Source organism: Paenibacillus sp. LjRoot56, from assembly GCF_964253335.1.
In the GTDB taxonomy this organism is placed as follows: domain Bacteria; phylum Bacillota; class Bacilli; order Paenibacillales; family NBRC-103111; genus Paenibacillus_E; species Paenibacillus_E allorhizoplanae.
Map to the genome: position 1 here is coordinate 148,715 of NZ_CAXURV020000008.1, position 26,181 is coordinate 174,895.

A 26,181-nucleotide genomic window follows, 5' to 3' on the forward strand; every position below is an offset into this window, starting at 1 on the left:
AAAGGCATGATGTCACTGATATAAAGCTTTCGATGCTGGAAATGATCCTATTGGATCGAATACTAAGCGGAAGAAGTGCTCCTGAAATTTTGCGGTCTTCTTATCAACAATCCGACGTGTTTGATCAATTTATTGGACAAACAACCAACCACCGAGCTTTGAACGATTAACTCGGTGGTTGGCTAAATATTTTGTCTAGACTATAGCGCCTTTTCAGTACCAGTTCATAGTGCTATTGAGCTTTTACAATCTCTCTACCATTTTTTAGAAAAGAAATCGCGTTGATGATAGATGCTGCGAATTGCATATCGATCGTTTTACCTGATTGCGCATGAACGTAATTCTCAAGCATATTGAAATCATTCTTAGCCTGTGGCTTACCCAAATGTGCTTGTAGGGTCTCGATCTTGTCTAACAAATTAGTGAAAGTGGCCGGATCGTAAATCCAATTCTGTTGGTTCGCATAGCGCACAGCCTCATCCAAGTGATTCGCATCCATCTGGACTTTCAGTGAGTATGTTCCAACAGTTTCATTTCCTGCTGAATCAGCAGCCGTCACCTTCACGGTATGATCGCCAATCTCAAGAGAGAATGGATTGAATGAATAAGGAAGACTAACTTGTGCGCCATCCAACTCGAAAGACTTGCTAACAAATCCACTTAATGGATCGGAGATATCAAACGTCAGACTGCCGCCATCCGTCCAGAATACTTGCATGGCGCTGGTAGGAACGATCACTGGTCCTGTCGTATCGATATTCACTTTGGTTGTTTTTACGTCTTCTTGATTGCCTAAAGAATCGACACTCCAATACGTAATCACATACGAACCCTCATCTGACAAAGAAATCGTAGTGCCTTGCTGAGTCGGCTTCCCATCCACCGTGTAGAAAGTGCCGCCAACACCAGAACCACTGTCACTCACCGTAAGTGTGACTTTTACAGGGTGATTCACCCATCCTGTCGGTGCATCATCCGTCGTTACAGGCGGAATTGCAGGTGCTGGCTGGTTCACTATGGCAAGGTGAGGCTGAGCTGGCTCCGTCATACCGACGCCAAGATAAAAGCTTGTGTGCGGCGGTTGGTTATAACCTGTATTTTGCCATGCTACCCCTAAACGGTAAATCGGATCATGCATCAGTGTACGCAACCGAGTTTCAGTCCATGTACTCGTTGTATAAATCCGCAGCTCAGAGCTGTCTGTGTTGCGCCATACGACTTCTTCACGCCAATCGCCAAACAGGTCGGCTTGCAGGTTCGGCGTTGCTTTCGTGCTGTTATTGGACAGCGCGTCATCCGCGGTAAATAAATTGTTGGTCACATGGTTCACGTAATCCCATTTATCAATGCGATTGCTATCTAACAACTCACGATTCAAGTCACCATCCCACCAAATGCCGAAGTTCGTGGAGCTCGGAATCGTCGTGGAGATCAATTCGCCTTTGGCACTATAAAGGCCTGTGAGTGGAATATGCTGCGCATTGGTAATGGTAGCGGCCCATACTTCTTCACCCAAATAGTTCGGATCGATGTCTGCCGACATACCGCGTCCTGTATCAATCCCAGTCCAAACGCCCCAAAGGATTTCACCCGTTCTCGCATCCCGGAAGTCCATCCCATAAGGGGAATCCGTATGCTCATGTACGTTGAAGAACTCCAACCCTGGTCTGGACGGATCCAGATCGCCTAGATGCTGAGCATCACCGTGACCGAGCCCCGTATTGTAAAGCGGTGTACCGTCATCATCGATAGCCATAGCACCGAATGTGATCTCATCCTTGCCATCTCCATCTACATCACCGATGGACAAGTTATGATCGCCCTGTGCGGTGTAAGCAGCGCCAAGTCCTTCATCGTTCGTATCGAAACACCACCTTTTCGTCAAGGCGCCATTCTTGTAATCGTAGGCCACAATCACAGTTCTTGTATAATAGCCACGGCTAAAGATCAAGCTTGGATGCTCACCGTCAAGATAAGCTACACCAGCAAGGAAACGGTCCACACGGTTGCCGTAAGCATCACCCCAATCGGTCACGACTCCGCGAGGAGGATCATAATTGGTCGTCGTGATTGCCCTGCCAGTTAATCCATCGAAGACAGTCAAAAATTCAGGTCCTTCTAGTACATAACCCGAGCTGTTTCGGTGATCGGCCGATGCATCGCCAATGACAACACCTGTTCCGTCAATCGTGCCATCGGCTGTTTTAAGTGCGACTTCTGCTTTCCCATCGCCATCAAGATCAAACACCTGGAACTGTGTATAGTGCGCACCGGCGCGAATGTTCGGTCCAAGGCCGATACGCCATAGACGAGTGCCGTCCAACTTGTAAGCATCGAGATACACGTTGCCTGTGTAACCAGCTTGAGAGTTATCGTGGGAGTTCGATGGATCCCATTTCACGATCAACTCGTACGTACCATCGCCATCCACATCGCCGACACTAGTGTCGTTCGCGCTGTAAGTGTAGGCTTCTCCCGCTTTCGTGATACCGCCCTCCGGCTTCTGCATCGGAATAGACATATAATTTTGCTGCCATACGGTCGTTTCTTTCGAAGCTGCTCGCTCTTTGCCTGCGATCACCGTTTTCAACAGATAGACCGATGAATCTGTTCCCGCTTCATCAAGCAGATTCGTTGCGCCTTTGATCGGTGCTGTATTTACTTTGACTCCGTCACGATATAAATTGAAGGCAATATCAGACGCATCTGTGCCAAGCATTTTCCAACCAACATAGACACCGTTGTCTTGCTTCACCGCCACAAGCGCGCGATCGAGATACTCGGCTTGACGATTCAACACCGTAACAGCTGGTGTTTCCAGCGTTTCGGATTGGCCCGATACACCGCCTGCGCTTACAGCTGCCACCTTATAATAGTATGGAATGGTTGTTAGTACTGTGGTATCGGTATAGCTGGCTTGATTGGATTTGCCAATCAACTCGAAGCTGCCGCCAGCTGACTTCGAACGGTAGATGTTATAGGTCTTGGCTCCAGTTACCTCATCCCAGCTTATGGTGAGATCGTTCTTATTTACAGTGCTTACTTGCAGATGCACAGGTACATCAGGGACTGGCACAGTTGGATCAATCATGGAAACGGTAATGGATCCAGAGGGTCCTGTCTCTACCCCAGCCAAGTCAACAGTTGTCACTTGGTATTCGTAGTTCATGCCTACATCGACGGTGTTATCTATATAGGTATTCGTTGTTGCGCTGCCCAGCAGCTCGAACTTCGATGTTCCGGCCACTTTGCGATAGACGTTATACTTCGCAGCATCTTCGACGCCAATCCACGACAAGGTGATGGAAGGATTTGCTGGATCTACTTGTTTGCTCTCAACCTTCAGCACTGAAGGCGCCATAAGAATAGGCGTAATCTCCAACCCATTTACAATGCCAGTAGAACCGCCAAACTTGAAGTTCATTTGTCCATCACTCACGGAGGTTTGTGGAATTATTTTTTCAACTACAGACTTATTGCCAGCTGTAACGGTTCCATAATCGGTCCCCTCGATGGCAACAGTCGTTCTTGCACTTCCCAGATAGTCGCCAACGTATAGCTTAACGGAGTATAGACCATTTGGAAGATCGACCATGAATTCCCAGCCAACATTGAAATAACCGAGCCAGTCGCGAAGCAAATCCGTGCCCGTAGCGCGATCACGGCCAATCATACCTGTAGGATTCTTAATGCCATAGCCTTTGTCTGCTGTATAAACAGTAGATAGATTAACGCCAGTATAGCCTTCTTGAACAGGTGATGCAGCCAATCCAAAGTCGTATTTAATCGTTGCATGCTTTGTTGTAATAACAACGACATCTGATTGCTCTGATTCGCCTTTGCCGTTAATCGCTGTCGCAACAACATGATATGTTTGCCCTTCTGTCATACCCTGCGTCGTGATGCTAGGAATCGTCGAGGTCCCGACTAAGACGTAATCCGTTTCAGAGGCTAACTTTCTGTAAATTTTATAAATATCCGCACCCTCTACCGTGTTCCATGTCAGTACAGCGCCTGCATTGCTTATACTGCTTGCTACAACCCCTGTCGGCTTGCTTGGGACAGCAGTGGGAGGTGCAATATCGGTGACATAGGCGGAGAGCGGGATACTCAGATCTTTAATTCCACCTGATAACAGACGCGCGATCTGAATGGCGCCATACTCTTGGAAATGCGTGTCATCCGCATTGCCGGACGGGAAGGCGGTATACGTTCCAGCCGGTACATGGAGGAAGACGGCAAGTGTCCCGATTGGTCCGATGGTGTTATAGTACGCACGACTTAACGAACTGAGGTCCACCAATTTGACATCCATCTCTTGTGCTACTGTTTTCATCGCATCGACATACTCTGGGAAGCTGACATTGAATAGTCCCGTTGTCGCGTTATAATCTCTTCGACCAACAGGCGTTACCAGAATCGGGATCGCTCCACGCTGTCTAGCCCCGTTGATATAGGTCTTCAGATAGTTTTTGAAATCCGCAGGGGAAGCATATCGTTCTGGAACTGAGATCGTCGCATCATTATGTCCGAATTGAATTAAGAAGTAGTCATTCGGTTTAATCGCTCGCAAAATGGTATCTAAGCGGCCTTCCGTGAGGAAGGTTTTGCTGCTTCGCCCGCCGATAGACTGGTTGCTGAACGTAATATCAGATGTAAAATAACGAGAAATCATCTGCCCCCAACCGGCTTGAGGCTTCCAGTACGGATCATATGTCTGGACCGTAGAATCCCCGGCAATATAGACCGTAGACGTTTCACCAGCCACTCGATTTGGCAGCTTTGAAATGACGAGTCCATTAATTTTGGGCGCAGACCCCGAGAAGAAAATGTTCAATTGACCATCCACGAGAGCAACTTCGAACGATTGTTCCAAATAGTCGCCAGCTGCTTTAGACGTGAGCGCAATTTTATTCGCTGTCATTCCTTCTACGGATACAGCAACTTCCGTTGCTGCACTAGCATCACCAGCGGTAACGGAAACCGCATAATCCCCATTGGGCAGATCCATGTTGAAGGACGTACCCCCTGGTGACAAATAATCGGATTTCAGCGGATCTGCAGTACCGCTGTTACCAGAGCCGACAAGCGATGGATCTGCGAAGCCGTATTTGAGCTGAGCGGAATACGCAACTGGAGCCGTGATCCCAAAGTAGCCGTCCGCTACGGCGCCAGGACCGAAGTCGATTTTCAATGGTAAGTCAGATGGAAGCGCATTAGGAACAACAAATACTGTGCTTGCTGCCACATTAGAAGCCGCAGAAATCCCTGCTGTGTTGGAAGCTTTCACCTGATAGTAATGCGGGGCTGATGTATCAGCTGTTGTGTCGGTGAAGGAAGTCGATGCAACCGTAGCAATTTCGGTATAGGTTCCATCAGCAGAATCCGAACGAAGTACGGTATACCCCGTTGCGCCCGCTGAAGCTGTCCATTGCAGGGATGCTTGACCTGCAGTGACACCACTGACAATGACATTCGATGGAGGAGCAGGAATGGTGACGGTTTGTACCACTTCCGCCGACACTGGTGTACTAGGCGTGGATTCAAGGCCTCCTGCGTTTATAGCTGTAACCTGGTAGGAATATGTATTCCCTGCAGATACGGCTGTATCCATGAAAGAATTCGTTGGCACTTGTGAGATCAAATCATAACTTGTCGCGCTATTCGTCGCACGGTACATATTGTAATAGACGGCATCCGTGACACTGTTCCAAGCTAGTGATACGGATGCTGCACCTGCAGTCGGATTAATATTAGTCACTGTGAGAGCTGTAGGAGTCGAGGGAGCTGTAGCTATCACCTGCTCAATGATTAGACCATTCAAATACCCCGCCCCTGTACCGCTGTAACCAGTTGTGATACCTACGGTTAACTGACCATCCGTGACGGTTGTGCTATACGTTGCTTGCGCAATTGCAGTCTTCGTGGAAATCGTCCCTTTCGCCACACCTTCCAGGGAAACCGATGTCTTCGTTGTCGACGTTCCCGCAAGGAGATCGCCCGAATAAATCGTCACATTATAGTTCCCGTTCGGTACGTCCGCTAAGAACGTGAACGGCGTTCCCAGAATGAAATCGTTCGTCAGATCCGTTCCGCCTGAACGGTTCCGTGAAGCGCCTGTTGGCAATGCCGTTTCAAGCCCGTAGCCTCTCGCCTGCGTATAAGTCATTTGATCATGAACTTGATTATACCCCGCCAAGACTGGACTGCTTACTGGACCAAAATCAAATTTACCGACATATGCATCTGCAGCATGTGCCGTTGGTTGAGCGTTTGGCAGCACTTGGATTGCAGTGCTTGAAATCATAAGACCACATAATAGCATAGCTGCTATTCGACTTGCTTGCTTTTTCATTAGACAAAGCCCTCGCTCTCTACGTGGTTTTCCTTCTACCTAGATGCTCGTTCTCGTTGCGTCAACTCATACCTCCCCTTTATTGGGAATATTAACCTTCTCACATCATAATGGGTTTTCTTTGTCATTCACATGTAAAAAGTCGATCTGTTTGTTAAAAAAACAGTTTTTTTGATTGCGCTTACAAGTTAACTATTTTCGAGTATTCAAATGAATTCACGAGATATATAGATATATAGTCCTATTTTTATTTGTATTTTGCATTTTTTTGTCGAAAATCAATGAATTTCGCCAAATACACACAATAAAATCTACTTTATTAGAGCTTTACATGTATCTCTCGGTGCCAACATTCAATCCCGAACGGATCCGGCTTATTCCTCCGTTTCGGCCGTCTCGATGACCGCTGCGAGGAATGCGAGCGTAAGCCCTTGTCCCCAGCCTTGCGCCCATTTACGGTCAATGCGGAGATACCCTTCGATATCGTTCATGACGGCCGTCCCGCCAGATACGTTCACGACCCGCCCGTTTTCAGTGATATTGGCCAGTATGCCGTCTAATGCCTTCCGAACGTACTTCGCATGCAGCGGATTGCCTTGCATCACCATTGCGGCGGCGATGCCCGCCGTCGCCGATACTTCGCCGTAAGCAACCCGGTAATCGAGCACGGTGCCCCAGAGTCCGTCTTCCTTCTGCAGCTTTTTGATTGCTGCAAGCTGGTCGCGCAATGAACTCCAGATATGCATCATTGGGGGATATAGATATCCTTCCGGCACTAACCTTGCCGCACGGGACATCGTATAGGCCGCCCAAGCATTGGCGCGCGCCCAGTGAATCCCGGACATGTGATCCTTGTTGATATGGTTATAGCCGTGGTACCATAGCCCTTTTTCCTCATCCTGCAAAAAGTTGATATGCCAGAAGAACTGATGCAGTGCATCGTCGATCAATCGCTTCTCCTTCAGCTTGACACCGACGCGTAACAGAAAATATGCCGCCATAAAAAGCGTGTCCGCCCAGTATTGCTCCGGAAAATCGTTGTTAGAAGATACCGTATGCTGAAGCACCCGGTCCCCGAAACGCAGCGCCTTGTTCTCCAGATAGCCCACCTTGCTGAGGATGAGATCGAGGTATTTCTGATCGTTTGTTTGATCATAGAGAGTTAGCAGTATGTGCCCCATTGCGCACGTGTTTACCGTCCAACCTGGAATTCCAGCATCGATATACTCGTCGCACCACGCCGCCATCCGTTCCAGATAGGCGCGTTCGCCCGTCACTTCGAACAGACGGCTGACGCCGTAGAACGCAACGCCGCCCGGCCAATCCCACGTCAGATCCATCCCGAAAGTATAGTCCGCCACACGACCGGCAATCTGTCCTAAATCGTTCGCTGTTGTATCAAATTTCAGTTTCATGTTGCCCTCCATAAATTAGAGCCCCCGCTTACGGCAAGGGCTCTGTTTAGACTCGGTTATAGTGATTACCGGAATTGACCCGCATCGATTGCTTTTTTCTTCTCATCCAGAATCTCTTGATAGCCTGCCTGGAGGAACTTCTTCTTAGCATCTGCATACAGCTTGTCAAACTGATCCTGAGGAGACATAACAACCTTCAGGTAGAGCTCCTGGAAGAGGGCGTTCAGGTCCGCTTTATGCTCGGTTACATTCTTGAGTACAACGGAGAACAAAGCATCCGGCGTACGGTATTCTGCGGTAGCGTTCCAATTTTTCATTAGTTGTTCGGTCAATTGCTCCTGTCCGGGAACCGTCCAATTGCGCAGGTTCGCCTTGGTTGTCAGTTCCGGAGTGGAGAATTCCGCGATTTCGGTCACAAGCGCCCAGTAATCCTTATTGTTGTTGTTGGAAAGCTTCGATTCGCCTTTGAAATCCGCAATTTTCTTCGGCAGGCCATCGGCATCGAGGGTATAGTTCTGACCTTCGACCCCATTCTGCAGGAAGAACAAGTTCTTCGGCTGGCTCATCCACTCGAGATACAACCAAACGGCAACTCGTTCTTGTTCGGTTGATTTGTGGTTAATTCCCATGATGAACCCAAACGGCCAGTCGGCGCGTCCCTGCGGCTTGCGACCTTGAGGTACGCCGGCCTCTGGAGGGATGACGGCAAATTGAGCTTTTGGATTGTTCTTCAACGTAGCGGCGAATAGGTCAGTATTGCTGGCAAGATAAAGTCCATATGTTCCGGTCCTGCCCGCCACAAACTCGGCTTTGATCTTGTTGTCGTCGTCGCGTAAATAAAACTCCTTGTCAATCAAACCGTTGTTATATTGATAGTTTAAGTTCTTCAGCCAGCGCTCCGTATCAGCGGTCGTGAAATCCGCAACGGCAAGATCGGAATAAAGCGCGCGGTACTTCGGATCAACCGGCCAATCGCGGAAGGCATAGCTGTAATTGAATACGTTCCGGGTTAAGGATCCACCTGATACGCCGAGTCCCGCTGCCTTCCATTTCATGAGCATCTCGTTGTATTTCTCTAGGGACGTCAGATCCTCCACTTTCATGCCGACCTTTTCGACCCAGTCTTTCCTGATGAGGCTCACAAAGTTGTTATAGTTAGGACGCTTAGCGAAGAGGAACATATTCTTCTTGTCCACTACACCATATTGTTCAATCGTTTTGCTCGTGTTCTTCCAGTAGGTCGGTGCATACTTGGCAACCTCGTCCATTTTGAGCGGCTGCAAGACCTCTTCGGAGTAGTAGGTAAGCGCCTGAGGCATGTCATAATGGAAGATTATATCCGGTGCCTTGCCGGCTGACAGCAGCTGCTCGAAATCCCTCACTTCGTTACTGCGCGAGATCGCCACGAAATTGACTTTGACATTGTGTTTCTCGCCAAATTCCTTCTGGATCCATCGTGTGTAGTAGTTGTCGGCCACATTCCAACCCTCGAACGCACGATCATACACCGGAATATCGAGGGTGACCGTTTGTGCGAAACGATTCGAAGAATCAAGCAAGCTGGTGCTTGCGCTCGCGCTTGGATTAACCGAGGTGGTAGCGGATGGAGATGCTTTGTTCCCGCTGCCGTTATCATTGCAGCCCGCCAAAAGACTGGTACTCATCACGGAGGCCAAAATCACAGGGACCCATTTCTTAATACTCATCGTATTTCCCCCAATAGAAAATTAGTTATCACGCAAATGCTGCTATAAGGTTATTCCTTAACCGCCCCAAGCATCGTTCCCCGAACAAAATACTTCTGAATAAACGGATAGACGCAGACGATCGGCAATGTTGCGAATACAACGACCGAAGCCTTGAGCACCTCGGGATTGCTAAGCTCCACTTGGGTGCTCTCTAGCTGAAAGCTTTCGGTCGCCTGGATAACCAGATAATAGAGTTTCAACTGCAACGGCCGCAGGTCGGTATTCTGTTTAATGTAGAACAGAGCATCTTGATAAGCATTCCAGCGGCCTACCGCATAGAAGAGTGCTAACGTTGCCAAAATCGGCTTGCAGAGTGGGAGGACGATATTCAGTAAAATTCGGAAGTGTCCGGCTCCGTCAATCCTTGCCGATTCCTCCAAGCTAACCGGAATACTACTCGAGATGGAGCTCCTCAAAATCAGCAGATTGAATGCGCTGAACGAAAGCGGCAGTACGAGTGACCATATGCTGTCCAACATTCCCAGGCTGTTCATCAACATGTAGTCGGGAATAATCCCGCCATGGAAGTACATGGTGAACACAAAGATAAAAGTCAGCAGCGTACGGCCTTTCAGCTGCTTGCGCGATAACGGATAGGCCGCGCAAATCGTAACGATCATCCCCAGAATCGTGAATAACACAGTAACGAGGACGGAAACGTAAAGGGATCTTAGGATACTGTCGTCAGCAAAGATTTTCTCGTAGGCCTGGGCAGTGAAGCCTTCAGGCCAGAGATATACCTTGTTAGCGATTACAAACGCGTCATCGCTAAAGGATTTGGCGACGACATGTATGAACGGCAGCGTGCACGCAAGGGAGGCAACAATCAATACCAGGTGGATCATCACATCCCATATGTCAAAGCGAAATCTACGTTTTACGGCATTCGTGCCAGCAGATGATTTCATGGGTCCGCATCCTCTCTAAATCAATCCGTCTTCGCCCAGTTTCTTCGCGATCCGGTCGGCGACCAAGACGAGGACGAGCCCGATGATCGATTGAAATAAACCTAATGCGGTCGCACGGCTGAAGTTGCCGCTTTCAATCCCCCAGCGGTACACCAGAACCGGTATGGTCGTGGTGAACTCAGTGGTCGCCTTATTCTGTAGGGCCATAATCCGCTCGAAGGAGCCACCCATTACACCGCCCAAGCTCAAGATCAGCAAAGTCACGATCGTCATCCGGATCGAGGGTAATGTAACGTTCCACATTTTACGCCATCGGCCCGCACCGTCGACGATAGCCGCTTCATACATCTCTGGATTTATGCCGCTGATAGCCGCAAGGTAGATGATCGACCCCCAACCCATACTCTGCCACACACCGATGGCCAAATAACTGATCACCCAATTGGTATCCTCCTGTAGAAACGGGATCCTGATGCCTCCCAGCTTCTCGATGAGATTATTAACCATACCGTTGCCTTCGCTTAAGAGCTGATAAGAGATGGCACCGATAATCACCCAGGACAGGAAATGGGGCAGATAGAGCAGCGTTTGATTCACGCGTTTGAACATAAGGTTTTTGACCTCATTGAGAATAAGAGCGAGCACAATCGGCATCGTAAAGCTGAACAAAAGGTCCAGAATATTCAACAGCAGCGTATTCCGAATCGCTCGGCCAAAGTCGGGTTTGGCGAAAATCTCTTTAAATACTTGAAATCCTACCCATTCACTGCCCCAGAAGCCCCTCGCGATTTTATAGTCTTTGAAAGCGATCGTGAGTCCGAACATGGAGGCATACTTAAAGGTCAGTACCATTGCTAAAGGAAGAAGCAGTAGCACGTAGAGCTGCCAATCCCTGCGCAGATAGTGATATATCCCCCATTTGTACTTCTTGGACAACGATAAAGCGGTTACATTTTTGGTATCAGAAGTTGCCATTGATTTCACAGTCTCACCTCCTCAGTACTTGGGGTCCCCGGTTGATTTTCCTCATTGGTTCGTTCCGGATCGGTCTCAGCATACCGTTCCGTCTGCTGATCGGTAAATCATGAGTATTGATTCAACCCGTCATTTTTGATTAACGTGCAGCAAAATCACTATCCTCGGACTTTCTAATGATCAATTCTGATAGGTAGGAGCAAAAGTTAAGCTGCCTTTGTCGGCCATAAGGGCCGAAAAGACAGCTTGATGACCCCAAGGTTCCCGGATGGAGTGTCGTTTATTTTTCTTCAGGATGTCCGTAACTTCGCCGCCTTGTAACTGCTCGGAGGCATTCCTTCGAATTTACGGAAAAATCGGTTGAAGCTTTGTACATTATAATAGCCAACCTCGAGTGCAATCTGCGTGATAGTCAACCTGGAATCGACGAGTAGCTGCTTCGCATTCTCGATTCTCAGCTGGTTGAGATAATCAATCGTACTCATGCCTGTCATCTCATACACGATCTTGCGCATGTAAGAGTAACTGATACCGATTTCCTTCGCCATGTCCTCAAAAACGATTTCTTCGCGATAGTGTTCGTTTATATAGCTGATGATGCGCTCACCGTAGTTGTTGGTCTCGCCTGGTGAACGCGCCAGGTGCTGCACGATCTCCGCGTAGAGATCGCGAAAATATTCTTCCAGCTCGTCAAGCGTGTCAATGGATGCGAGGGCAGCGTAAATATTACCTCTTCCTGCGAAAATCCGAGCTGTGTTTACATAGTTCTCTCTAAGGTGCTTGATGGTCATACCTGCCAATTGATGGTAAATAAATAAGATATTATCGTAGGAAATGTATTCTGCGGAACGGATTTCGCCGCTTATGATTTCTAGTTCTTTGATGATGCTTTCGAGTTGACCATGGTTCAAGTAATTTAGAATTCGTCTTTCGCTGTTAGCAGGATAAATATATCTCTTGTCGCGCCCCTCTTGTTCCTTCCAATAGATGATTCCACCACTGCCTGCGATCATGCGGTGCTTGACTCCCTCCATCGCTTCGATCACGCGTTCCGCGACGCTGTCACTCGACTCTGTCGGACTACTTACACCTATGGTGACAGAGTTCTCCAAGAGCTCCTCAGCTTTATCACGAATATCGCTGAGTGCGACGTCAATGCCTGCACCTTCCTTTTCAAATTCCAGCAGCCCATAGTTGATCACTATAGCGAAGCAGCCGTCTCCTTGATATACACATCGTGTATGCACCCCATTCGGAAACATGCTGTCGCATTGGGATATCAGCAACTGACGATGGGTGCTGCGCATCTCAGGATTATTCTTGCTCACGTACTTCCTGTATCGATCAATCGAGACGACAGCAACAATAAAATAACGGGCCGGAAACATGACGGCGGCCGGCGGGGTCAGTTCACCCCGCAGCAGATTATGAACCGCCAGACTGCGGGCATCCTGTTCACGGACATGGAGCAGCCCATGGAGTGCATCCTCTTCCTCCTGCATTCGCCTGAACGCCGCATCCAGATAAGCGAGCTCGTTCCTTCCTTTTACTCCCAAATGACCGCGCTTGCGCAATGTCCGTACCAATTCCCTGGCTGGCTTGGACAACCATGTCGCGAAAATGACGGTTAGAATGGTCCCGGCGAAAATAATGCCCGCTGTAAGGAAAATGATATTTTTCTGTAAGGTATGAGTCTTGGTCATCAGTTCATTGACCGAGTAAATCTTCACGTAAATCCATCCGAACTGCTTCGACCGAGACCACGTGTAGAGCAACCGTTCTTCGTCAAGCTTGCGTAATACATATCCCTCTGCTTTGTCCTGCGCTAAGATCTCACGAATAACGGTCTCCTCACTGCCGTTCTTAAACAGCATGCTCTTGTCATAGTGAGAGATAATGGTTCCCTTTGAATTCATGAGCATGTATCTTTGCTCACCGCTACTTGATGAGCGCATATCATTTTCCATTTGGGTTTCACGCAAATTCACGACAATCGTACCGCGCATGGTAGTTGAGAGCCGGTTGAGCGGCAGCATATAGGAGATAACGTCCACACCCGAATCAAGCTTACGCGGATACCAGACCCCACTGATTCCTTCCCGCTCGGCAAGGGCTTCCTTCATCCAATCGAAGTCCTCGTACCGCTCCAACTTCGTGATGCCTTTATCTGTCGACACGACATAGTCCGAATCGCTCACGTAAAAGAAGGAGGAATAAACTCCGTCGCCGATCCGGTTAAGACTCATCAGATCTTGCTGTACGGATAATGCGTTGAAGACATTTTCGTAATTCGAATTGATTTCTTCAAAGGTTTTGTAAGGGCGGATCTTGTCAAAAAAATGGGTCGCGGCAAGACGTATCGTGTTCTGGGCTAAGTTGTCGAGCGTATTCTCGTTCAGATTGCGGTTGGCATTCAATCCGGCGAGAGCAGATTCTGCAATAGCGCGCTCCGAATTCCCTAAAATCTGTGCACCGCTGTACCAAGTTAACGTCGCTGTTGGAATGGCCATAACGCAGAACAGAATTAATGCTAATTGAAGCATCATCGGAAAACGCTTCATAACGCCCCTCCTCATTTAGTGTCTAGTAGAATGATAGAATGAACATCGATATGCCTCTTGACTCTACGTTTGCTATCGTATAAAGGAAAAATGACATGGCGCTTTGGTTGGCCAAGGGCTTTTCCTGCATAGGATCTCCGAGCTTTCCTCTAAATTAAGTACATAAAATAATACATATTCTACCACAAATAACTACTAGTTACTTCAATATTAAAAAGGAACAGTTACCCGCCGCGGCGATCTGCTCCCTGTTTATTCAAAGAGGTCAGTTTAAACAGTCGCACTTGATTTACATACTTCAATAATTATTAAAAGAGCTAAAGGTTGTGGTGCAAAAATAAAAATGGATAGCAAATACCCATCCAATTGTAATTAAACTATGCCACTATACCAAATATTTTATTGAGCCAATCAACAGCAGATAGGACAGACGAATTATTTTCGGCCTGCCCTTTCCTTATCATATGTAAAGCCTCAATTCCCTTTAACGTTTGAACCGCTGTAAGAAACGATTTGAAACCAAGCATCGGTTTTGTGATTTTCTTTATGAATCGATGATCTTGTTCAACAATGTTGTTTAGATACTTAGTTTGACTAACCAATGTTTCTTTTGGCAGGGCTTTTTCATTTATTAAATCTTGTATGGCTGGTGGATATGCCGGGTTTTTGTCCAAAGTAATCACACGAGGTATTTGATGATGTGGCGAGGATAAAGCCTTTGTAAAGAAACGCTTGGCTGCCGTCATATCACGATTTTCAGATAACATGAAATCAATCGTGTTTCCTTTTGAATCTACTGCTCTGTAAAGATATTTCCACTGTCCTTTAACTTTAATATAGGTTTCGTCCGTACACCAAGAATCGTTTGAGGGTTTCAAATAGCTGCGGATTCGTTTATCTATTTCGGGTCCAAACTCATGGACCCATCTCATGATCGTTGTATGGTATTGCTTCCATTTAAATAAATCCAATTTGGTTTCCGTTATCATGAATTAGGAGTTTTGCACCACAACCATAGCTTCTACTTGCTTGCTCTTGCTGAAAACTTATAGACGGACGTTTGCTTGTAAATCTGACCTGGGAGCAATTCCGTGCTAGGGAAATTGGGATGATTCGGGGAGTCCGGATAATGCTGGGTCTCAAGACAAAACCCGTCATACCGGTTATACGCTATGCCTCCCTTTCCGATTTCACTTCCATCTAGACCGTTCCCTGAATAAAACTGTAAAGCTGGCTGTGTCGTATAGACCTCCATCATCCGGCCCGAATTCGGTTCATAGACACTTGCTGCCTTATCCATAGCCACACCGCTTGGATTCAGGACATAATTAAAATCATAACCGCCTCTTGCATACCACATCTGTGGATCTTGGGCGTGGATCCTTGCACCAATTGTTGTCGGGATCCGGAAATCAAGCGGTGTACCAGCAACACTTTGAATGTGCCCAGTCGGGATAAGATCTGGCATAATCGGCGTAAATCGGTCGGCGTGAATCGTAAGCACATGATCAAGAATATTCCCATTCCCCGCGCCTGCCAAGTTGTAATAGTTATGTTGGGACAAATTTACAACGGTCTTCTTATCTGTCATAGCTGAATAATTAATGATTAGCTCATTGTTGTCTGTCAGCGTGTAGGTAAGTTTTACTCCAAGATTACCTGGGAAACCCTCTTCACCATCTTTACTCGTATAGTATAACGCGACTCCAACTGCGTCTTCGTGATAGACTTCCTCTGATGCCCATACCCTTTTATTAAATCCCCTTTTTCCGCCATGAAGCGTATTGGGTGGTTCATTAACGGATAGCCGATAGGTCACGCCATCAAGACTGAATTGGCCATTTGCAATGCGATTTGCATAACGTCCAATAGCCGACCCAAAGTATGGCTTATTCCCGGTTCGCAAGAAATCTTCCAACGTCCCATAACCAAGAAGAACATCTTCTAATACTCCGTGGCGATCAGGTACTTTAAGAGTCAGCATAATACCGCCGTAAGTCATGATTGAGGCTTGCATGCCATGTTTATTAGTTAATGTATAGAGATATATTGGTTCATCATCAGCGGTTTTCCCGAAATATTGCTTGGATATGGTGCCGTAAGCTGCGTTCGCCTGAATGGGTAAAGGAGGCCCGACTTTATTTATTTTCTCAAGCGGTCGCATGAATCCGTATACAGGTTCTGCTCCATGAGGTGACGCGGCCCAGTTTACTGCATTTGCAATAACCCGCAAAACATATTTGTTGTGATAGGTAGGGTACTCTTCGTGTCCTGGTCGGAAGTAAAAGATTTTCCCGAGTCCACGCCTATAGGTACAGCCGCTGCGAAATACTTCTCCGCCCTGAAACCAACTGACAAATACAAGCTCCTCAGGGGCTGGGATATCAAAAAACTCTCCATACATCTCTTCCGTTTGCAATTCGATAAATTCGCCAATTCCTGCTGTAATCGGGTGTGAAGGATCGACAACCCATAACCTTTCCCGCTCCGCCATTGTTCTCCACTTCAAATCACATGAAGTCCCCATTAATCTCCGGAAAATTTTCGAACGATGGCCAGAATGAAGTACGATGAGTCCCATGCCTTGCAATACCCTTGCTTGAATTCTATCGACAATCTCATCTGATACCCTATCATGAGCCAGATGCCCCCACCATATCAATACATCCGTACGGTTAAGCACCTCCGTCGTTAATCCGTGCTCGGGCTGATCCAAGGTTGCCGTTTGAGTTCGAAATCCGTACGGTTCAATACCAGCAGAAATCGCTTGATGTATGCCTTTTGGATAGATGTGAGCTACCCCAGGGTCTGTTCTCTCATGAATAAATTCATTCCATATGGTCACATGGATCGGTTTCATTTCAAACATCTGCCCACTGCCAATCCTTACTTTCATTGAATAATCCCTCCATATATCATCCGCCATGTCATTAACATAGGTACCCAGAGCATATACGTTATTTAAAAGGAAGTGATTACATTGAGGATCTATATTGCTGATCACTATGATACCCTGGTTACAATTTCTCAAAAACTTCAGGTAGGATTACTGCAAATGATGTCGGTTAATCCACATATCGCAAGTCCCGATACCATTATCACAGGTGAGCGGGTTAACCTTCCTGCCACGAACATGCCTGAATCCGATAACCGCATCTTTGGCGAATTTTGCCCGCCTGTACCCGAGTCGGAATTTCTTCGCGAGTGGATTCCAATCACTTCCGCAGAACAAATGGCTCAAACCGAATACGATGTACTTATTGTGGGAACAGGAGCCGGAGGAGGCGCTGCCCTTTGGCGGTTAGCCGAACAGTGGGGAAACAACGGAAAGAAGATTGGCGTCGTTGAAAGAGGGGACATTTCCCTGCCTACCCATTGCATGAACATCGCGACTATAAACGGTGATAACTTTCGAATATTAAGACCCTATAATATAACTTATCCAATTGGCAAGCGGCTCCCGCAGCTTCCTGGCGCAAAGCTTATTTATACGTTAGGCGGACGAACTTTGCTCTGGGGGGCGATCGCCCCGCGCATGCCAGATCACGTGTTAGCCCGATGGCCGGTTTCCATTCAGGAAATGAATATTTATTACAATATCGCCGAAGAATTGATGAGCGTCACTCGCGCTTATACAAAGGATTCGTCGATTACCCAAAACCTGCTGAATCGTCTTCGGGAAAACGGCTTTGAGAATGCAGATAACATCCCAGTCGCTGCCGATCTGGATCAAACCAGATTCGGTAAAATTCATTCAAATGTTTTTTACAGTACCATCGTTTCTTTGGCGAGAGCATTAGCGCATCGTCCATTTGATTTAGCCGTTAATACCTATGTTACAGAAGTGGTTACGGATCTTGGCAAAGCAGTGGGGGTTCGGGTGATGACCCCGGATAAGATATCCCATTTCATTAAGGCAAAAACAATCGTATTATCGGCAAGCGCATTACAAACTCCGCGAATACTGCTTAACTCCAAGATTCCGGGAAGGGCAATCGGCCGTTATCTCATTAACCATTCGTACTTGATTGCCACAGCAAGTGTAAATACCCGAGGATTTTCTGAGCCGCTAGGCGTATTGGGAATTATCATTCCGCAGCATATAGGGCATCCCTATCAGCTTCAACTCCAAGGACCGGAACAATATTTTAACTATCAATATGAACAAAAGCCGATCAAGGATCTGTGGAAAATCAGTTTTTACGGCGCTTCCGGCGAGGTGGAATCACGTTACGAAAACAGAGTTTATGTGGATCCGTTAAGTCGAGACGCATACGGGGTACCGGAAATACAAGTCAATTTCACCTACAGTGAGAAGGATGAAGCGGTTATCCGGCAGATGTCGATCGCCTTACAACAAGCTTCCAGAGCTATGCAGTTGGAGCTGGCAACGACCCAGAACGGTACTCCGGAGATTTGTTTAATGCCGATCGGAACCGATAACCACGAGTCTGGAACATGCCGAATGGGGGATGACCCTCAGACCTCCGCCACGAACAGGTACGGACAAATTCATGGTATATCCGGTCTTTACATAGCAGACGGCAGCGTGCTGCCCTCCATAGGCGCAACGAATACTACTTTGTCCATCGTGGCATTGGCGATTCGTACGGCGGATTACATCATCAAGTCACTACAAGAGTCATGATCAAAGTCCTTTATACTCAGAGATGCTGGGATAAGAGGAGTCCACGTCCTACAATACGATCCCGCGTTAATATGGATTCCTCTTTTGATAAGCGATAACGCAATTGCACGTCCATTACCGCTGTCTCCCCCGTAATAATCGCCACTTTATTTAGTCATTTCCCGGATCCGATATGATTTGGATTTTGAATGCCTCCACTGGCATTAGTTCCCTACAGATTATTCTTCATTGCACGATTGGGTGATAGCCTAAAAATATTTAACAGCGATGTCTTTCCAGCGAATTACTTTCCAGCTTTATGGGAAAAATAATACAATCCTTAGGGAAGGATTGGACTTATGAACCTATTCAAAAAGCTTACTCAAATTCGTCATCGCAACAATACGCCTTTGCCTAACTTTATTAATGAACCACTTTCTACAACTAACACTGTGAATCCGTCTTTACTTTCAGATGCAAACCCTGCTGCCATATCTGACCATTTGATGGACAATCTGTTGAAAGTGAAGACGATATTCAATCGCTGCAGCGACATTGTCATTCTGGAGTGGCACTACGGTCCAGAAATGAAGTATGCCGCATTCTCCATCTATTCGGATTCACTAATTCAAAAAAAAGAGCATAATTTCTTTAAAGAATCGCTCCAGGACTTGGTTACACAAGAAGTTGGCCCAGGAACGATGGTTACTCCGGATGATATTGAGTTCTTTTTCAGCCGTCATGTCGCCTCGGCACAAAGCGCCTCATTAATTGAAGATTTAAATGAGGCAATTAACGAAGTACTACTCGGCAAGCTGATCATCTTTGTTGACCATTGGAACAAAGCCCTATGCTATAATGCGATAGGTCTTGAAACCAGACAAGTCACCGAATCGGTCACCGAACCGGTCGTACAAGGACCTCGCGAAAGCACAGTTGAAAATTTATCTAAAAATTTAGGCATGCTGCGCATTCGGTTAAAGACCCCGAATTTTAAAGTTGAAATGCCGCCAGTCACGGGTCAAACGAAAACAAGAGTTGCTTATGGTTATTTGGAGGGAACCGTTGATCCTGATATGTTAGCCGAATTCCAAAGGAGACTGACCCGTCTTCAGGGCAAGGAGATCTTAGAAACCTCGTATATTGAAGAAGCTATTGAGGATTCGTCATACTCTCCATTTCCTCAATTTCGTTACACTGAAAGACCGGATGTAGCAGTTGCATCCTTACTGGAAGGGAAAATTGTTGTATTGGTTGAAGGGACGGGTTCCATGCTGATCTGTCCCGGTTTGTTAGTTGAACTGCTGCAATCAAGCGAAGATTATTATCAAAGAACCATCGTTGCAAGTCTTATTCGTTTATTGAGAATTGCAGCCTTATTTATTGCCGTGGGTTTGCCCAGCGTATATATTGCTTTATCCACTTTTCATCCAGAATTAATTCCGACAGTTCTCCTGCTTGCCATAATCAATTCTCGTGAAGGAATTCCATTCCCAGCTGTCTTCGAAGCATTCATTATGGAATTTTTCTTTGAACTGCTGCGGGAGGCTGGAATTCGGCTGCCGCGTCCGGTCGGTTCAGCCGTGAGTATTGTAGGAGCGCTTGTAATTGGAGAAGGGGCCATCAATGCCGGCATCGCATCACCGATTATGGTGATCACCGTTGCCCTAAGCGGAATTGCGTCCTTTGCCGTACCCCAATATAATTTGGCCATAGCACTGCGTATTTTACGGTTTCCTATCATGATATTCGCAGCTACGTTGGGCATATTCGGCATATTAATGGCCTTCATGGTTATTTGGCTTCACTTGGCGAATTTACGTTCATTAGGCCAGCCTTATCTAAGCTCACTCGCTCCTTTTATACCGAAACATATGAAAGATATATTCATTCGTGCGCCACTCCGTATATTAATGCGCTCACCGCGAAACCCTCATTAAGGCAGCTTTGGAAACAATCCAGCACGCGAATCAGGAGAGAACAACCATCATGAAAAGGCAGATATGGATATTGTGCATAAGCTTATCGGCACTTTTCGTCTTGACAGGTTGCTGGGATCGAGCCGAGCTTCCTGAGAAAGGGTTTGTTATGGGGATTGCCGTGGATAAAACCGAGAATGGAAAAATTTTATTGACTACACAGGTTTTCAGGCCAACCCAAGGCATTAGTATGGTTGGCGGTAAATCAATCGAATCAGCATATACCAATGTGACCACAGTCAATGCAACGCTTCCAAGAGCCATTCGGGATATCCCTATTAATCTCGGCCGCAAAACACAGTGGAGTCATACCCGTCTGATTATTATCGGAGAAGAACTGGCTCGTGAACAGGAAATATTTAGTTTACTCGAATTTTTTTATCGGGATCATGAACCCCGACTGACGGTTTCCATCATGATCGCACAAGGAAGAGCGGACAAATATTTGAACATGAAACCCCTCATTGAAAATACGATTAGCCAACAATTAGTTCAAAGTGAAAAATCATCTGCATCCTCTAGTAGCAAAACAGTAAAAACCAATTTGCTGAAATTGGGTCTGCAAATGAAAAGCGAGGTCGGCAACGCAATGGTTCCCTATCTGTATCTATCCCAAAATGGAAAGACAGTCACGAACATTGCCGGAGCTGCCATGATTAGAAAGGGGAAATTTACAGGTAAAATAGAACCTTCTGACGTAGAAATGTTGCAAATGTTTCTGAACAAATATGAAAGCGGAATGATCGATATCCCCTGCCAGAACCCGTCTAAGCCCCAACAGAATGTAGAAAATATTGAAATCCTCTCCCTCAAAAGTAAATGGCAGCCTACTGTGATGAACGAGGATTCGCTGAAAGTTCACGTAAAGGTTAACACAGAAATCGCGATCATGGAATTGAACTGCTCCAAGGTCGAAAAGGTTGATGAAGAAAAGGAGTTTGCAAGAAGAGTGGAGGAGACGATCAAACAACGATTAGAGGGAACCATTGAGTGGTTAAAAAAAAATAAATTCGATGCCATCGGCTTGGGTAATAAAATTTACCAGAAAAATCCCTATTTATGGAGGGAATGGAAACCAACATGGGATGACCGCTTTGCAAACACGGAGTTCGACATCGCGGTTGACGTTAAGATCCTAAACAGCGGAACATCCATTGCCAAGCCAGTTTTCAAAAAATAGAAGGGACAAGTAAAATGTCGGTAAAGATATTACTGCTGCTTGTGATTTACGTTGCCATTTGGATAGCGGATAGACAGAAACTTAAAAACCTGGCCAGGCGAGAGTTCTTTGCTTATTCAGCTATGCTGCTGCTTTCACTTTATCTCGGCATTAGTTATGCATTCAGCTTAAAATGGATGTTTTTGGAAGAGGCTGCAGAAGCACTCATTGGCACTCCTGCCCGTCGCATTATTGAATTGCTAACGGTTCCCTCTTAACTAATCGAAATCTGCTGCGGGGGTGCAAGTGTTGAAAGCCAAGGAACAAATTAGTTCATTACAAATGAGTGTCTTGTTTTTTTCATTCATGACAGGTTCTTCCATTGTAAATATCCCGGGACCACTCATCGGCTACGCCAAAAACGGAGCATGGATTTCCCTGTTGCTCTCTATAGCATGCGGCGCATTCTTCCTATCCTGTATACTTTATTTGTACCATAAGTTCCCAGAACTTACATTCATCGAAGCCAGCAGGTCTTTAGTCGGTAAATGGATTACGATTCTTCTAGCAATTCCCTTCATTACGTTTCAATTCCACATGACATCCGGAATTGTCCTGGATATTGGGTTATTTATGAACAGTTCCATGATGCGCCAAACCCCGTTGTATCTATTTGTATTAATCATATTTGTTGTTGTCTCTCTGACCGTACGTTCAGGGATAGAATCGATCGCACGAATGCTCTTTGTTCCTATGGCGATGGTTCTCAGTTTCATCATTCTCATTATAATATTGTCAAGCAGCAATTACGAAATCGATCATCTGCTCCCCATCCTACCAGAGGGTATCAAGCCAGTCATACTCGGTGCATATTTCTCATACGGCTTCCCCTATGTCGAACTTGTGCTTATGGCCATGCTTCTTCCTTATGTACGTAAGGAAGATCGGCCAAATGTAAAGAAAGGCATGTATATTGCCTTGTTTATAAATGGTTTTCTATTAATCGCCGTAACACTCAGCACCATACTCGTGTTCGGTCCAATGGCAGGAGAACGAAAATATTCGATGTTTGAGGTTGCTCGCATCATAGACCTGCTTGATGTCATACAGAGAATTGAGTCCGTTATCGGCATCTCCTTAATCCTGACTTCATTTATAAAAGCAACCATTACGCTTTTCATACTGAATTTGACGCTTTCAAAATTATTTAAGCTTCGGGACGATCGTATCTTGGTCTTTCCTATTACGTTTGTCTGCTATCTCTATTCTCTGCATCAAATTGATAATGGATCAGCCCATTGGATTTATGCGGTCTCAGTCATACATGCATTTTGGGCCACTTTCGCATATTTGCTCCCTTTGCTAGTCGTTACCGCAGCAGCACTACTAAGGAAAAAAGGTTAAATCACCATTAGTCTGTTACCGTACAATATGCCTGCCTTCATCACGGATACGGAGAAGGCTCCGGCCGATGCATCATTATCGGCCTTCTCTACGGCCGTACCACTCAGCATCGATTCTGCGTTCACAAACTCAAAGCGCTCACATCATAACGAACGGCAATCTCTTGTGCGGATACTTTCTGTACTCCCGCCAAGCTATAGGTGAAACTAATCATATCAACTTGACCTACCAAGCCCGGCCCGGTCAAACTTGCCGTACCCGTAGTGACCACAGACTCAACATAAGAGGTAAGGCTAACTTGCCCAGAAATGCCGTTATCATTGATCTTCGAGGGATAGAATGGCGGCCGAAGTGTAAAAAGCGCATTACTTAGTTTCGTCACAGTTTCTATTGTGATTTTGTTAGTCCCGGGGATATAAAGCGATTTTTTCCTTGAACATTATGTGAATATTTTCACATTATGTTCCACGGCTTGTAAACGAAAAATATCACACTCCCATAACGAAAAACACCTATTCTTCCCCTCAGAATACGGAATAGGAAGAACAGGTGTTGTCAACTATGTATCATTGCAGACAGCCCTCATCTTACGAGTAGCACTAACCATGGATTCGAGCTAACCTTACGGCGATCCGCGGGTCCGAAGCGACAATGTACCTGACACCTGGTCATTCATATTGTTTCATATGAAATGTAGATTTTCTTATAGAGTCCCACATCCAGATCTGCATGATCGGAGCTCCTTGGCGGCGACGGCTCCACCGCCGCACCTGACCCCATTTCAATCACATCGGCATCAAGCATATGACGCCCCCCCCCCCCCTTGGTCGTTCAATCGTCAATAAAAAACTGCGAAATGCGCAATATCCCTTAGATACGCCAGGAAAGCCCACCTGCTTCCAACCGATTGGAAATATTCCAGTCTTCGTTCCGTAGGTGTTTTCAGTCGCGTCAAGCCGTATGCGAACGATTCTGTATAAAACCAAACATCGTCGCCCGATTCAGATAATCGACTATAAATACAACGAGTCCACCATCGAAGTTGTCCGGATGTGCTCACTTGCCTTCGCGCCGTTTGCATGCATGGAATACATCATCCTTTCTTCATCACCCTGAATGTTCAGCGGCTCTTCATTTCGTTTTCGGCTGTTTGCCCCCCTGTTTGATAATATGATCAGCCGCACGAATGGCAAACGCAACTGTGGTCAGCGTTAGATTTTCGGCCCCAATGTAAGGTAGAACACTGTTGTCGGCCACATAGAGGCCGGAGATTCCGTGGATCTGTCCATATTGATTAGCGACGGAAGTATTGGGATCGTCTCCGATTCGGCATGTGCCTGAATCATGATGCAAATCGCCGAGCGGGGTCAAGCAAATAGGCGGATTGCCGTTCTTACTAATCAGACGTACGCCCGTATCCTTGGCAATGCGCTTTATCCCTTCCGTCATTTGGTCAACGACGTTCTTATCCGTCTCACTCAAGGAGAAATGAACCTTTATTTCAGGGACGCCGTATTCGTCTATTTTATCCGGATTCAGAGTTACACGATTTTCGTATCTCGGTTCGACTTTACCATAACCAAAGAAGTTGACCGTAGTTTCGCCTGTTAATGGTCTTTCAACGCTAACTGGATACCAGTAGAAAGCTTCAGGCCCGGTCATTAGTACAGAGTATGGCTTTTCCGGTTTTTGCGGTATCATAATATTCAAAGGACCCCAAGGGATAGGGAAATCAGTCGTAGATATCACTCCCGTTGCTTGCACAAAAGTTTGATTCGTCAGGTAATGCCCCAACGCTCGGTTCTGAAATCCCGAATTCAGCAGCAAACGAGGTGTCTCAAACGTACTCGCACTCACAACAACTGTTTTGGCTTTTAGGGTATACGCTGTTTTATCTGGGGAAACGACCGTAACTCCTGTGACTTTTCCGTTATCATGAAGTATTTTCGTGGCACGTGCGTTGATCGCCAAATCGAAAGGCCTCTGATTCAGAGCTCTGGCAAGCAGGGAAATAGAACTCGTAAACATATCCGTATGAGTCTGACCGAAAGATTGGGGTACGATATCAGCCGCAACCGGTAGAGGTGACGCTTTAGAATAACCGCGGAGCCACAACCGCTCCAATAATATTTCGGTGAAGGACGCCCCTTCTGCAAAGGCTCCCGTGACATTCATAACCTGTTCGGCAATACCGTAGTAGCTCTCCATCTCCTGGACAGGTATAGGCCATTTTGCCAGATCCCATTCATGCAACCGTGGTGTAAACGCATACCAGAATAGCGTTCTGCCTCCCAGCGCAAAAAGCTGTCTGGCTCCCGGATATTCGGGTAAAGAACCTGGGAGCGGCTTGGATAAGTAACTAAAATAGGCTACGAGGCGCTCTTGGTTCAACGTCGACAGATTTCTTGCATGCGTCGGGATCACTTGATCTCCCCGTTCAATGATACCAATCCGTTTCTTCTCCTTCTTCCATTGTTCGCACAATCGCCATAGGACAGATCCGCCGCCGGCACCGGTACCGATGATCAGAACATCATATTCCTGTTCTGCCATCTGAGAGAGAGGCGTGAGGGGAATCCAGTTATTCAGCATTTCTGGCGGTGCGACCGCGCAAGTCGTAATGGAGCCTTTCGAATCGGCTCTTGAATGAATTTCATTGTTCATCTCAGTTTCGGAAGGCAGATAGACTGATTTGCCGGTGATGTCCAGATCCGGGTGCACAATGTGCGGATTGAGCAAAACTAGCTCTTCAACGGGTAACCGGTTTTTAATCGCGATAGCACTAAGTGTTTCACGGTTGTTAGAAACCCATATTCTCAACGGCTTTCACTCTCCATCCGACCTGTTACTGTACTTCATGTGTTAAAGTGATAAGTACCCTACTTATACTATAATGTGACATTGGAGTCTTTATGTATGCTAATTACTATGGTTGTGGTACAAGAATTAAAAAAGATAGCAAGTACCTAATAAATTGTAATTAACTATGCCACAATGCCAAATATTTTATTGAGCCATTCAACATCAGAGAGGACAGACGAATTATTTTC

18 protein-coding genes and 1 pseudogene are annotated in these 26,181 nt (G+C 46.5%); 5 read left to right on the plus strand and 14 right to left on the minus strand.

The window, feature by feature from the left end; all coding sequences use genetic code 11:
• Positions 1–232: 232 nt before the first annotated feature.
• From ACSQ8O_RS36095 to ACSQ8O_RS36135, 9 genes and pseudogenes are all read right to left on the minus strand, one after another.
• Positions 233–6,355: an OmpL47-type beta-barrel domain-containing protein gene (locus tag ACSQ8O_RS36095; protein WP_436245664.1), complete on the minus strand. Its 6,123-nt coding sequence runs from the start codon at positions 6,353–6,355 to the stop codon at positions 233–235.
• 374 nt (positions 6,356–6,729) lie between these two features.
• Positions 6,730–7,770, minus strand: coding sequence for a glycoside hydrolase family 88/105 protein (locus ACSQ8O_RS36100; protein WP_436245665.1), 1,041 nt, complete (start codon positions 7,768–7,770; stop codon positions 6,730–6,732).
• 65 nt (positions 7,771–7,835) lie between these two features.
• Positions 7,836–9,476, minus strand: a complete 1,641-nt coding sequence (locus ACSQ8O_RS36105; RefSeq protein WP_436245666.1) for an extracellular solute-binding protein — start codon at positions 9,474–9,476, stop codon at positions 7,836–7,838.
• A gap of 50 nt (positions 9,477–9,526) precedes the next feature.
• Positions 9,527–10,426 carry a carbohydrate ABC transporter permease gene (locus ACSQ8O_RS36110; RefSeq protein ID WP_436245667.1) on the minus strand — a complete coding sequence of 300 codons (900 nt, stop codon included), beginning with the start codon at positions 10,424–10,426 and terminating at the stop codon, positions 9,527–9,529.
• Between the two features lie 15 nt (positions 10,427–10,441).
• On the minus strand, positions 10,442–11,401 hold the full coding sequence (locus ACSQ8O_RS36115; protein WP_436245707.1) for an ABC transporter permease: 960 nt from the start codon (positions 11,399–11,401) through the stop codon (positions 10,442–10,444).
• A 290-nt stretch (positions 11,402–11,691) separates the two neighbouring features.
• A complete protein-coding gene (locus ACSQ8O_RS36120) occupies positions 11,692–13,962 on the minus strand; it encodes a helix-turn-helix domain-containing protein (protein WP_436245668.1) in 2,271 nt (756 codons plus the stop codon).
• Positions 13,963–14,339: 377 nt separating this feature from the next.
• Entirely contained in the window at positions 14,340–14,951 is a 612-nt protein-coding gene (locus ACSQ8O_RS36125) for an IS6 family transposase (protein WP_436245669.1), read from the minus strand.
• Between the two features lie 32 nt (positions 14,952–14,983).
• Positions 14,984–16,126 (minus strand): aldose epimerase family protein, encoded by a 1,143-nt coding sequence (locus tag ACSQ8O_RS36130; RefSeq protein WP_436245708.1) that lies wholly within the window; start codon positions 16,124–16,126, stop codon positions 14,984–14,986.
• Positions 16,106–16,858 (minus strand): annotated as a pseudogene (locus tag ACSQ8O_RS36135) (ThuA domain-containing protein); the annotation flags it as partial. The gene ACSQ8O_RS36130 and the pseudogene ACSQ8O_RS36135, both read right to left, overlap by 21 nt.
• An 84-nt stretch (positions 16,859–16,942) precedes the next feature.
• Here ACSQ8O_RS36135 and ACSQ8O_RS36140 point away from each other — a divergent pair.
• From ACSQ8O_RS36140 to ACSQ8O_RS36160, 5 genes are all read left to right on the plus strand, one after another.
• Entirely contained in the window at positions 16,943–18,610 is a 1,668-nt protein-coding gene (locus tag ACSQ8O_RS36140; protein WP_436245670.1) for a GMC oxidoreductase, read from the plus strand.
• Positions 18,611–18,948: 338 nt separating this feature from the next.
• Positions 18,949–20,529, plus strand: a complete 1,581-nt coding sequence (locus tag ACSQ8O_RS36145; protein WP_436245671.1) for a spore germination protein — start codon at positions 18,949–18,951, stop codon at positions 20,527–20,529.
• Positions 20,530–20,578: 49 nt separating this feature from the next.
• Positions 20,579–21,748 carry a Ger(x)C family spore germination protein gene (locus tag ACSQ8O_RS36150; protein ID WP_436245672.1) on the plus strand — a complete coding sequence of 390 codons (1,170 nt, stop codon included), beginning with the start codon at positions 20,579–20,581 and terminating at the stop codon, positions 21,746–21,748.
• Between the two features lie 14 nt (positions 21,749–21,762).
• Positions 21,763–22,005, plus strand: a complete 243-nt coding sequence (locus ACSQ8O_RS36155) for a hypothetical protein (RefSeq protein WP_236292124.1) — start codon at positions 21,763–21,765, stop codon at positions 22,003–22,005.
• A gap of 31 nt (positions 22,006–22,036) precedes the next feature.
• On the plus strand, positions 22,037–23,131 hold the full coding sequence (locus ACSQ8O_RS36160; protein ID WP_436245673.1) for a GerAB/ArcD/ProY family transporter: 1,095 nt from the start codon (positions 22,037–22,039) through the stop codon (positions 23,129–23,131).
• On the opposite strand, the gene ACSQ8O_RS36165 is transcribed toward ACSQ8O_RS36160, so the two are convergent.
• The 5 genes from ACSQ8O_RS36165 to ACSQ8O_RS36185 form a co-directional block, all read right to left on the minus strand.
• Positions 23,128–23,256, minus strand: coding sequence for a hypothetical protein (locus ACSQ8O_RS36165; protein ID WP_436245674.1), 129 nt, complete (start codon positions 23,254–23,256; stop codon positions 23,128–23,130). The genes ACSQ8O_RS36160 and ACSQ8O_RS36165 overlap by 4 nt on opposite strands.
• Positions 23,253–23,513 carry a hypothetical protein gene (locus ACSQ8O_RS36170; RefSeq protein WP_436245675.1) on the minus strand — a complete coding sequence of 87 codons (261 nt, stop codon included), beginning with the start codon at positions 23,511–23,513 and terminating at the stop codon, positions 23,253–23,255. Before ACSQ8O_RS36170 ends, ACSQ8O_RS36165 begins: the two co-directional genes overlap by 4 nt.
• 290 nt (positions 23,514–23,803) lie before the next feature.
• On the minus strand, positions 23,804–23,935 hold the full coding sequence (locus ACSQ8O_RS36175) for a hypothetical protein (RefSeq protein WP_436245676.1): 132 nt from the start codon (positions 23,933–23,935) through the stop codon (positions 23,804–23,806).
• 34 nt (positions 23,936–23,969) lie between these two features.
• Positions 23,970–24,212, minus strand: coding sequence for a hypothetical protein (locus ACSQ8O_RS36180; protein ID WP_436245677.1), 243 nt, complete (start codon positions 24,210–24,212; stop codon positions 23,970–23,972).
• Positions 24,213–24,262: 50 nt separating this feature from the next.
• A complete protein-coding gene (locus ACSQ8O_RS36185; protein ID WP_436245678.1) occupies positions 24,263–25,951 on the minus strand; it encodes a GMC oxidoreductase in 1,689 nt (562 codons plus the stop codon).
• Positions 25,952–26,181 lie beyond the last annotated feature (230 nt).